3 protein-coding genes are annotated in these 12,720 nt (G+C 36.8%); all 3 read right to left on the reverse strand.

Going from position 1 to position 12,720, the window contains the following annotated elements:
* Positions 1-4: 4 nt before the first annotated feature.
* A complete protein-coding gene (locus tag L1276_RS04020; protein ID WP_253785691.1) occupies positions 5-10,420 on the reverse strand; it encodes a gliding motility-associated C-terminal domain-containing protein in 10,416 nt (3,471 codons plus the stop codon).
* A 1,207-nt stretch (positions 10,421-11,627) separates the two neighbouring features.
* Positions 11,628-12,101, reverse strand: coding sequence for a DUF6495 family protein (locus L1276_RS04025; RefSeq protein ID WP_253785693.1), 474 nt, complete (start codon positions 12,099-12,101; stop codon positions 11,628-11,630).
* A gap of 144 nt (positions 12,102-12,245) precedes the next feature.
* Complete coding sequence (gene rplI, locus L1276_RS04030; protein WP_253785695.1) at positions 12,246-12,686, reverse strand: 50S ribosomal protein L9; 441 nt, start codon at positions 12,684-12,686, stop codon at positions 12,246-12,248.
* Between the last annotated feature and the right edge of the window lie 34 nt (positions 12,687-12,720).

Here is a 12,720-nt window from a genome sequence, read left to right on the forward strand (position 1 = left end):
ATGCTTATCTCATAATTGATAACCATCCTTTTTTAACCGTTCCATCTCCAATGGTAATCACATAAAAATAAGTACCTGTTGGCAGCATATCTCCTCTATTTACAACTCCTGATACATTTGCTGTACCGTTCCAGTCGTTTTCATAATGTTGCTTGCTGTACACTAATGCACCATATCTGTTAAATACTTTCAATTCATTGTTAGGATATGATTCGATACAATCAATTCTGAACAGATCATTTGCGCCGTCATTGTTTGGTGTAAACTCGTTGTAAACTGTTAAACAAATTGGTTCAACTGAAGCTGACGCTGAATTGTTTGACGCATCGACATCTAAAGGAGTTGAAATTTCTATAGTAGCAACATTTAGATAATTTCCGCTTGACAATACTTCTGCAACTATTGTAAGTACTACGCTTTGTCCAGAAGCTAAAGCTGGTATTGTCCAAAGCTGTGTTGCAGGATCGTATGTTCCGCCTGTTGTACTAGAGCTAACTAAATCGTATCCGCTTGGCAGTATTTCACTCACAATTGTGTTTATGAAACTTCCTTCGCCTACATTATTTACTGTTATAGTAAATGTTACCTTATCTCCAAAATTAGGAGTTGGGTTATCTACTACATTTGTAATTGTAATATCAGAACAAGTTGCCACATTTACATTCAGGAATTTAGTTGTGTTTTCATTACAATTATTGATGTAAGAAACCTCAACTCTTCCCGGACCTACATCTGACCATGAAACTGTTACAGTTCCATCTGTATTTGAACCGCCAGAGATAACTGTTCCGTTTGTAATTGTCCAAACATAATCTGATTTTCCATTTGCAATTGAATATGTTACGCCTTTGAAAACACATGGTGTATCGTCGTTAGTTGTAAGCTGTACCAAAGCATCGTTTTCAAAGTTTACTGTAATACCTAATCTGCCGGCATTTTCACAACCATTAGTTGTATTATTAAGTAAACCAGCATAATAGGTTGTTGCAGTAAGTGCTGTATTAGCTGCTAGTGGTGTTCCTCCAGTTGCAGAGGCATAGAAAACTACATTTGGTTCGTTTACCAAGATACTTGCAATGGTTGGAAGTGCTGATAAACAGAATGTTTGTGTTGTTCTAGGCGTTGTAACTGTACCTGGTGTATTTACAGTAACTGCAACAGCTAATCTCGCTGGATTCTCGCAATTTATTGCACTCGCAACAGCACCATAATAAGTCCCTGTTGCTAAAGCTGTTGTTGATGGAATCGCTGTTCCTCCTGTCGCTGTGCTGTACCAGATTACATTCGCTTCATTTACTTGAATACTTGCAATCGTTGGTGTATTCAATGTACAGAAATCTTGTGTTGTATCAGTCGTAGTTGGTGTTGGACTTGGATCTGACACTGTAACTGTTACCAGCAGACGAGTTGAGCTTTCGCATCCTGTTGCTGCATCAACAATATTTCCGTAATAAGGACCAGATGCTAAAGGTGTATTTGCAGGAATTGCAGTTCCACCTGTTAAAGTACTGAACCAAGTTACGCCGCTTTCATTTACCTGAATATTAGCAACTGTTGATAATGCTGTTGAACAGAAAGTTTGAGAAGCATTATTCGTTGTTGGGTTAATTGTATTTCCAACTGTAACCACAATTGGTAATCGTACACTGCTTGAACATCCTGTTGCAGGATCTAATATTGCTCCATAATAAGTACCGCTTGTTAATACTGCTGTAGAAGCAATTGGAGTTCCACCTGTTGGTACACTGAACCAAATTACACTGGCTTCGTTTACCTGAATATTGGCAACGGTTGGTGCATTTCCTGAACAGAAAGTTTGAGGAGCAGTATTTGTTGTTGGCGTAACCGGATCTGTTACATTAACCGTTACTGTTAATCTTGTATTGCTTTCACAACCCGTTGCAGGATCGCTGATTGCAGCATAATAAGTACCGCTTGTCAACGCTGTTGTTGATGGAATCGCTGTTCCGCCTGTTAAAGCAGTATACCAAACAATATTGCTTTCATTAAACTGAACACTTGCAAAAGTCGGAGCATTTACCAAACAGAAGTTTTGTGTGCCCGCTGTTATTAATGTTGGTGTTCCAGGATCATTAACATTGATCGTTACAGTTAATCTTGTATTGCTTTCACAACCCGTTGCAGGATCGCTGATTGCTGCATAATAAGTACCGCTTGTCAACGCTGTTGTTGATGGAACCGCTGTTCCGCCTGTTAAAGCAGTATACCAAACGATATTGCTTTCATTAAACTGAACACTTGCAAAAGTCGGTGCATTTACTAAACAGAAGTTTTGTGTGCCCGCTGTTACTAATGTTGGTGTTCCAGGATCATTTACATTGATCGTTACAGTTAATCTTGCCGCACTTTCACAACCTGTTGCAGGATCGCTGATCGCTGCATAATAAGTACCGCTTGTCAACGCTGTTGTTGATGGAATCGCTGTTCCACCTGTTAAAGCAGTATACCAAACGATATTGGTTTCATTAAACTGAACACTCGCAAAAGTCGGTGCATTTATTAAACAGAAGTTTTGTGTGCCCGCTGTTACTAATGTTGGTGTTCCAGGATCATTTACATTGATCGTTACAGTTAATCTTGCCGCACTTTCACAACCTGTTGCAGGATCGCTGATTGCGGCATAATAGGTTCCGCTTGTTAATACATCAGTTGATGGAATCGCTGTTCCTCCTGTTAATGCGGTGTACCAAACAATATCGGTTTCATTGAATTGAACACTCGCAAAAGTAGGTGCGTTTACTAAACAGAAGTTTTGTGTGCCTGCTGTTACTAATGTTGGTGTTCCCGGATCGTTAACATTGATTGTTACTGATAATCTTACTGCACTTTCACAACCTGTTGCAGGATCGCTGATTGCGGCATAATAGGTTCCGCTTGTTAATACATCAGTTGATGGAATCGCTGTTCCTCCTGTTAAAGCAGTATACCAAACGATATTGCTTTCATTAAACTGAACACTTGCAAAAGTCGGAGCATTTACTAAACAGAAGTTTTGTGTTCCTGCAGTTACTAACGTCGGAGTTCCAGGATCGTTTACATTGATTGTTACACTTAATCTTACTGCACTTTCACAACCCGTAGCAGGATCGCTGATTGCTGCAAAATAAGTACCGCTTGTCAACGCTGTTGTGGATGGAATCAATGTTCCGCCAGTTAAGGCAGTATACCAAACGATATCGGTTTCATTAAACTGAACACTTGCAAAAGTAGGTGCGTTTATTAAACAGAAGTTTTGTGTTCCTGCTGTTACTAATGTTGGTGTTCCAGGATCGTTTACATTGATCGTTACAGTTAATCTTGTATTGCTTTCACAACCTGTTGCAGGATCGCTGATCGCTGCATAATAAGTACCGCTTGTCAACGCTGTTGTTGATGGAATCAATGTTCCGCCTGTTAATGCGGTGTACCAAACAATATCGGTTTCATTAAACTGAACACTCGCAAAAGTAGGTGCGTTTATTAAACAGAAGTTTTGTGTTCCTGCTGTTACTAATGTTGGTGTTCCAGGATCGTTTACATTGATTGTTACACTTAATCTTACTGCACTTTCACAACCCGTAGCAGGATCGCTGATTGCTGCAAAATAAGTACCGCTTGTTAATACATCAGTTGATGGAATCGCTGTTCCTCCTGTTAAAGCAGTATACCAAACGATATTGCTTTCATTAAACTGAACACTTGCAAAAGTCGGAGCATTTACTAAACAGAAGTTTTGTGTTCCTGCTGTTACTAATGTTGGTGTTCCAGGATCGTTTACATTGATCGTTACAGTTAATCTTGTATTGCTTTCACAACCTGTTGCAGGATCGCTGATCGCTGCATAATAAGTACCGCTTGTCAACGCTGTTGTTGATGGAATCAATGTTCCGCCTGTTAATGCGGTGTACCAAACAATATCGGTTTCATTAAACTGAACACTCGCAAAAGTAGGTGCGTTTATTAAACAGAAGTTTTGTGTTCCTGCTGTTACTAATGTTGGTGTTCCAGGATCGTTTACATTGATTGTTACTGATAATCTTACTGCACTTTCACAACCTGTTGCAGGATCGCTGATTGCGGCATAATACGTTCCGCTTGTTAATACATCAGTTGATGGAATCGCTGTTCCTCCTGTTAAAGCAGTATACCAAACGATATTGCTTTCATTAAACTGAACACTTGCAAAAGTCGGAGCATTTACTAAACAGAAGTTTTGTGTTCCTGCTGTTACTAATGTTGGTGTTCCAGGATCATTTACATTTACTGTTACAGCCAATCTTGTTGAGCTTTCACATAAAGTAACAGGATCAATATGACCTACATAATAAACTCCAGTAGTTAAGGCGTCTGTTAATGCAATTGGAGTTCCTCCAATTGCTGCAGTATACCATGCAATATTAGATTCATTTAATAAAATACTGGCAAAAGTCGGTGCATTTACTAAACAGAAGTTTTGATCTCCCGGATTTGTCAATGTTGGCGTACTCGGATCGCTAATTATAATTACTGCGTCTTGCAATGTTCCTGCAAGATTCTCACAGGTGTCAGCACTAGCAACCGCAGCATAATACGTTATTGGGCTTACTGCTTTTGTTAAACCTACCGCAGTCAAAATGCCAGTAATCGGATCAATTGTATAAGTAACACTGGCTATAACTGCACCATCTGTTATTTGCTGTGTTTTAGCTGCATCTATGTACCACGTAAATACTGGGTTTGTTAATGTTGGTGCTGTTGGAGTCAACGAAGCAGGAACATTATAACAAACTGTTATATCATCTACTAGAATATCATTTGTAGTTGATGGAGGCAGAATTGTAAACGTAATTTGTTTTCTATCTGCTGCTGCTGTTTCACAAAATTGATCTGAACTAACTCCTACAAAATAAGTGTAAGTTCCCGGAGCTAAACCGTTTACCATTAATTGAGAAGTTGTTTCTCCCGGAATTAACTGACTTGTAGTTCCATTGAAGCTATACCAATAGTAAACAGGATTAGTTACAACAGGCGTTCCACTCAAACTTGTTGCTAAAGTTACATTTCCTGAAGGAGAACAAATTGATGTTGCAGTTCCTCCGTTTAACGTAATGTCAGTTAAAGCATTTACCGGCGCTGAGGCTTTTACTTCAACAGTAACTTCTCCTCTTGCAAAAGCCTCACAACCATAACGTACTGGCTGTACATAATATTTATATATCCCTGCTGTTAAATTAGCCGGCACCGTAAAGGTAAGTCCGGTTGAAACCGAAGCTCCTCCAGTAGGCGCATCATACCAAATATAAGTTGAACAGTCTTCTTCGGGTATTTGAAGCGTTATAGTCGTTCCCGGACATACTATTATTTTGTTTTGAGGGTCAGCTCCTAATACTGTCGTATTAGCTACTCTCTCTACTGTATGGACTCTCAAGAAATCTAAAACTCCTCCAACTCCTCCAAAACGAATTCTTACCCTGTCATAAGATTCTGTTGGTGAAGAAACCAAAACCATTGCCATTGTATTTCCTGGCAATAATCTTAAGCTTAATAAGGTACTTGTATTTTGAATTGGTGCTCCAACGGCAACACTTCCTAAATAACGCTGAATTGTAAATCCAGTCAATAAGTTAACATTTAAAAGAGTTCCTGGTTTTGAAATAACAATTCTTAAAGTATCACTTACAACTGATGGTGTTTTAAATTCTACTGTTAAATCTGACGCTGCTGCTACTCCAATTGTACTATACATAGTAGCAAAAGTTGTAATATCATTATCAGCTATATTCCATGCATCACTTACACCTACAGTAGCTGTAACTGCCCCAATAGGAAGTCCTAAATCTGTTGCTCCATAGAAAATATCACGAATATCTCCCGGTGTACAAGCTACAGATGGAACAGATGTATTGTAATGAGCATCAAATACTTTTGTATTTTGAGCAACACTTAAAACTGAAGCTGATTGAATTCGGATTCCATCATAAGCCTGTGGTCCTGATGCATCTGAAGGCACAAAAGTAAATTCATAAGTATTATCTCCTGAAATTAGATTTAGTAATGATCCCGATACTGTTTGCATTGCTCCTATAGGAGTACCTCCAATTGTTCCTACAACTGATAAATTTTGACCTACAGCCAATAAGCTGTATTCTGATCCCAGCTTAACAGTTACTGGAGTTCCTTTAGTTATAACACTTGGCCATGTTAAATTCTGCCATGTAGTTCCTACTCCTAAAAGGCCCAAACCTGTCGTAATTGTAGAATAAGTTTGTGGGTTTCCATCAACTGCGTTCGCTCCAGCTGTAACAGTTCCTGTAATTATTGAATCAGATGTTTCTGCTGTTGCATAAACTCTTTCTGTTAATAATTTACAAGCGCTCAAATTAATTACATTAATCACTTTTGTTGCAGTTGCAGTACAAGTTCCGTCATTAGCCACCGCAGTATAAGTATAAACTCCCGGTGTATTTAATGGGCCAGTTGTAAATACTGGTCCTGTTAAAGGATTTCCTTGTGGATCAAACCAAGTAACTGCAGCTGTGGAAGTTGCTATTAAAGCAACATCGGTTCCTATATCAACAGATTCCTGCGGATTAGTTACCACTACACTTGGCAGAGCATTAATAGTAACCGACACAGTTTGTCTCGCCGAAGGGCAAGTAACACCTGTAAGCTGTGCTTCGATTGAATAAATTCCGCTTACAGTAATATTTGAAGCCGCATCTGAAGTAATTACATTATTCGAAGGATCATAGAAAGTATAAGTAGTACTTCCTGATGAATCAAAGTTAGTTATTGCACTTCTTAAATTAGCACTTCCACAGCCCGCCAAAGCAGCATTAACTGTTAAAACAGTTGTTGAAGGGAAATTCACCGTAACTTGTTTTAATGTCCCGTTTACATTTTCGCAAGTGCCTCCGTTTAAAATAGAAACAAAATAATTGTAAGGAGATCCAAGAGCAGTTAAACCTGTTAGTGAAAGGGCTCCAGTAACAGCATCTTTTGCAAATGTTACACCTCCTATTACACTTCCGTCGACAATTTGGGTTGTTTTATTTTGATCCGTATAATATCTAAATTCTGCTCCTGCAATAGTTGTTGTTGGAGCTATAACAGCTTGTCCTGTACAAGTAGCTTCAACTGGGGTTGCAACTACAACATCAGCATCTGTAGGAATTGGCAATACGGTTACTGTAACTCCCTGACGTAAACTATTCTCGCAAGTACCGCCTCGTGTTCCTTGTAAATAAAAAGTTGTAGTAGAAATTAATGGAGCAGTTGGATTAACTGCAACAATATTTCCTCCTGTTGGAGCATCATACCAGGTAAAAGTTTCTGTTCCTGTAGAAGATGCTGTTAAAGAAGCGGTCTGACCAACGCAAATAGGATTTGCTGCTCCTGTAATAACAGCATTCGGAAATCTGTATGCAGCCTGATAAACATATAAATTGCTTAATACTGTAGCCAAACCTCCTAACCTTACTTCAATTCGATCGAATACTGCTGTTGTGGTAAAACTCGCTTTAAATTTATTTCCAGATAACAATTGGATATTTAATAAATTATTATTGACAGAAATTCTATCATTGTTATAAGTTAATCCGTTATAAGTTGCCAAAGTAACATTAGATAAAAGGCTTATATCTAAAAGACCTCCTGGAACTTCCAATTCCACATCAATAATATCTCCTGCCTGACCTGGATTAGCAAAAATCAACTGTTGTTGAATGAATCCACCCACTCCAAGTGGTACAGAAAGATGTGCATACGAATTAATATCACCATCTGCAGAATCATTTGGATTAAGAGCTGTACATAAACCGCATAGCAAACCATCTGTAGATGTTGCCTGCGTACCAGCTTGCAAACAAGTACTTGTATTAGCTATTACAATAACATTGATTACACCTCTAGTTAAATTCGTACAATCAGTAGCGACATTAACAGCTTCAACATAATACGTTTTATTAGCTGTTAAAGCTGGGGTTGGCGTAAAAGTTGTTGCATCAAATGCAATAGAGGCACCACCAGTTGGAACATCATACCAATTATACCTAACATCTGTCACCGGATTTAAAACCGATAAAGTAATCGTTTGTCCAGATTGTATAATTACATCTGTTGAAGCAAAAGTTGGCACTGCCGGTACAGGATTAACTGTTAACGGTACCGCTGTACGTGTTGGAGTTGAACAATTTCCAATAACCGCTTCAACATGGTAAATTACATTGGCAGTTAAAGCTGGTGTTGTAAATGCAGTTCCTGTAAATACCAAATTACCTCCCGTCGCCGCATCGTACCAATTATAAGTAGTACCTGCAATTGGTATGTCAACCGTTAAAGTTGTAGACTGTCCGCTGCAAATTGTTGATGGTGATGGAGTAATTGTAGGCAGTACAGGATTTTGTATCAATACCTGAACTGGATTTCTTTCACTATTCACACATCCATTTCTTGTTATTTCTACATAATACGTAGTTGGTATTGTTAAAGCTGGAGTTGTAAAAGCAGCTGTAGAAGCTAATGAAGTTCCTCCCGCTGCTACATTGTACCAATTTATAGTCTCACCAACTGCAAGGGCTGCAGTTAATGTTGTAGTTGTTCCACTGCAAATAGTTGTATTTCCTGTAATAACAGGTGCTTTATATCTATAAGTTGCCTGATAAATATCTACAGTTGTTAAAACAGCTGCTAAACCTCCTAAACGGATTTCTACACGATCAAAATTAGCTCCGGCAACTACACTCGCTCTAAAACGATCTCCTGTCAATAATTGCAAAGTAATTAATGGATTGGTAATGGCAATTCTATCATTATTAAAAGTAGCACCATTATAAGTTGCTAAACTAACTGCTCCTAATAAAGTAAGGTCGGCCAAACCGCCTGGTAATTCTAATTCGACATCTACAATATCACCTGCTTTTCCAGGATTATTAAATTGTAGTGTCTGTTGAAGCGATGCAGTAACACCAATTGGAATACTTAAACTCGCTGCTGTTGCAGGATTACCATCTACAGAATTATTTAGATTAGTTGAGCTGCATAATAAACATATACCACTTTGAGTAGTTACCTGACTGCTGGCTTCAAGACATCCGCCTAAAGCTGCAGGCTGAACTGTTACTGTAATAGGTACTCTAGCTGCACTTGGACATAAACCGTTTGGACTTTGCGCTTCAACATAATATATTTTTGTTGCTGTTAAAATCGGCGTTGTAAAAGAAGCTGTATTTGTAGAAACCGCCGTTCCGCCTGCAGCAACATCATACCAATTTAATTGAGCTCCAGGTTCAGAAGATGTCGCTGTTAAAGTCGCATTCTGACCTGATTGAATCGTAACACTTTGCGTCAACACTGTTGGAGTTGCCGGAACAGCTGTTGAAACAACATTAACCGCAGTACGAGTTTGACTGACACAGGTTCCAATTGAAGCTCCTACATAAAAAGGTGTAGTTCCCAAAGGAACCGTAGGAGAATAAGTTGTACCTGACGCAAGAGCCACTCCGCCACTAGGCCCGGAAAACCATGAATATGTCGTTCCCGGAATAGGATTTAAAACCGACAAAGTGGTTTGCTGTGTTGCTCCAGTAGAACAAATTGAAGTTCCTCCATTATTTACAGCCGGAGCAACAGGATTTGAAACATTTAAAACCACAGGAACACGAACATTACCTTCACATCCCGCAACTCTCGAAATACCAATATAATAAGTAGTTGAAGCACTTAACGCAGGAGTTGTATAAGTATTCCCTGTTGCTAATACTGCTGTAGACGATGCTGAGCTATACCATTGAAGTGTAGTTCCCGCAGCGGGTACAGCAGTAAGTGTTGTTGGAGATCCGGCACAAACAGTTTGTGTTAAACCACCCGTTACAGTTGGTTGTGCAAATTCTAAACGAACATCATAAATTCTCAAACTCACTAAAAGACTTAGTAAGCCTCCAACCTGAATTTGTACCTGGTTCGTATCACCCGTTAAGGTATACTTTGCAACGGCAACCGTATTACCATTTAACAAGTTTAGATTCAACAGCGGACTATTCAAAGCCACACTGGAACCAACATTCGCCCCCGAAAATTTTGCTTGAAGAGAAGCATTAGATAATAATCCCACATCAAGCAAACCATTTCCTGTACCAAAATAAATAGCAATTTGGTCTCCCGCTCTTGCTGTCTGGTTCAGGGTTAATGTTTCTTCAACAAAGCAGCCTACACCAACAGCATTTGTCAGGGTTGCAAAAGTTGTTAAGCCAGCGCTGTCATAAGCATTGGCAGGACTATCAACATTTAATCCTACACACAATAATCCACCTTGGCTATTTGTTTGAGACGTAGGTCTACAAATAGTCTGAGAAAATGCATTAGTGCATAATAAGAATAAAAATAATAGTCCGAATAATCTCTTCTGGAAGCTGAGACTACAAAAAGTAAATTTTTTTTTCATAATTTGGAAGATTAGAAAATGGACAATAAAATACCTGCTGCGATAAGCACGAATGCTTAGGCAATTAAAAAAAAACGTTAAAAATCAATTAGTTAAACTCTAAAATAAATCCTTAGCACATAAAGACTATAGTTTAAATTTTTAAAAAAATATTGTTTTATTATGGTATGCGGTAAGCATACAAATCAGAACTTTTTATCTCTTGAAATAAAATATTCCGTAAACTTTAGGGAATATTGATCCGCACCAATCTTCCAAATGAAGTGATCTGTTTAAAATTAATTTTCACAAAGAAAATCAAAGTATGGAGGGAGAATTTAATTTGATACTATTTAACCTATTCAATCTTTTATAGAAAGTTGATTACTCTCTCTACGAATTTTAATTTTCTAAAATAAAATCCAACAATTGAAAATTAAACATCAAAAGGTTATTTTCATTAAAGAAAATATTTAATGAAGAAAACCGTCGTCAACATAATGTCGACCAAATTTTAAATAGTGAAAATTGAATATTGAGAACTTTTGAAAAAAGTCAATAAATAAAGAAGGAAAATAAAAAGGATGAAGAACTTTGTTTTTCTTCGAAATAATAAAAAATAAAGCTAAAACAATATGAAGACCTAATGCAAACTCGATAAAGAAAGTAATTGTCAGTTCCATAAGCAGGCGAGTTAAGTTATTATTTAAAATCCAATTAATTATTTGTTTTTGAAAGTTAAAAAAGCTTATTGTAAGCATGATAAAAATGAGGCCAATATTTTGTTTAACTTTTGTATTCTAAAATTATAAAAAACAAAATAATAAAACAAGCATAAAATTCTTATTTTTTTGAAACTACGTTAAAAGAGAAAACAAACAATCCTGTAATAACATAAGAAAAAACGCAGGTTTTAAAGAAAAAAAGCCTGCTTTTAGAGGTTTTAAATAAATGTATTTTTTATGTTAATTTTAATAATTGAAAGAATAGTATTACATATATTTAACTTCAATCGATTGAATTTTAACAATAATCATAAAACTAAGCTTAAAATTATCGATTTATAACTAAAATCTTAAAATTTTGAATATTCCGAAATTAGCAAGTAGAAATACGGGTATTAAAAAACAAAAAACTTTAAACAAAAGTTAAAAAAATAAAAAAGGGTAAACAATTTAACATTATCGCTTACCCTTTAATAAGATTTTGAAAATGAAGCATTTGCCACCTATGATTCTAAAATCGTATTGATTTGTGTAAATAATTGCCCGTCACTTAAAAAAGCACCTTGTTTAATCAATTCAAAAATAGAAGTATTTCTTTCTTCAGTAAACACCTTTTTTCCAACTTTCATTTCAATATTTTCAGTAAACATATTATCACTAAGCCACTGTAATCCTTCCTTAGTTAAAAAATCAGTATCCGGAAGTAATGACTTCAATACTATAGACTGAACATGAGTATCAAAACATTGGAATAAAAAAATATGATTTTTTGAGAAATGCTCTAAAAACTCAGCTCTCCCTAAAACCCCTTCCCAAATTAAATCAGAGAATACATCCAATTCTTGTTCTGCTACTTCCGGCTTATTTACTTTAAGAGAATCCCACTCTCCTTTATCAATAGCCTGAGCTGCTAAAAAACTTGCAAATTCGGCATGTAATTCATCAAATTGTTCTTTTGTTAATCTTGCGTATTTCATTTTATTCTAGGCATTATACTTTGCACTGTAAGGTTTAAGCAATATATCATAAACTCCCAGTTATAAGTCTAATTATTAATATTATCTGTATTAAACAAAAAAATCCCGATTCGCATCGGGATTTTTATATAGTATTTAAAACTATTACTTTTCAGCAACAATTTCGTATGGTAAATCAATAACTACATCTCTGTGTAAACGGATGCTAGCTGAATATTTTCCAGTACGTTTTACGATACCACTAGTGATGAATTTTCTATCAATAGCGTTACCAGATTTTTCTAAAGCTTCAGCAATATCGATGTTTGTGATAGAACCAAAAAGTTTCTCTCCACCAGCTTTTGCAGTAAGTTTAATTTCAAGAGCTTTTAAAGTTTCAGCTAATGCTTTAGCATCAGCAACAACTTTAGCTTCTTTATGTGCTCTTTGTTTTAGATTTTCAGCTAAAACTTTTTTAGCAGAAGGAGTTGCTAATAAAGCAAAACCTTGAGGAATTAAAAAGTTACGACCGTAACCAGGTTTTACAGATACTACATCATCTTTAAATCCTAAGTTTTGTACGTCTTGTTTTAAAATAAGTTCCATGTTGTTGTCCTTATATTTTAGAAGTTAGGTTCTG

Source organism: Flavobacterium sp. HSC-32F16 (genome assembly GCF_024171645.1).
In the GTDB taxonomy this organism is placed as follows: Bacteria; Bacteroidota; Bacteroidia; order Flavobacteriales; family Flavobacteriaceae; genus Flavobacterium.

Excerpts from the sequence above, each read along its gene's own strand:
- rplI (WP_253785695.1), bottom strand. The coding sequence starts at position 12,686 with ATGGAACTTATTTTAAAACAAGACGTACAAAACTTAGGATTTAAAGAT.
- L1276_RS04025 (WP_253785693.1), bottom strand. The coding sequence starts at position 12,101 with ATGAAATACGCAAGATTAACAAAAGAACAATTTGATGAATTACATGCC.
- L1276_RS04020 (WP_253785691.1), bottom strand. The coding sequence starts at position 10,420 with ATGAAAAAAAAATTTACTTTTTGTAGTCTCAGCTTCCAGAAGAGATTA.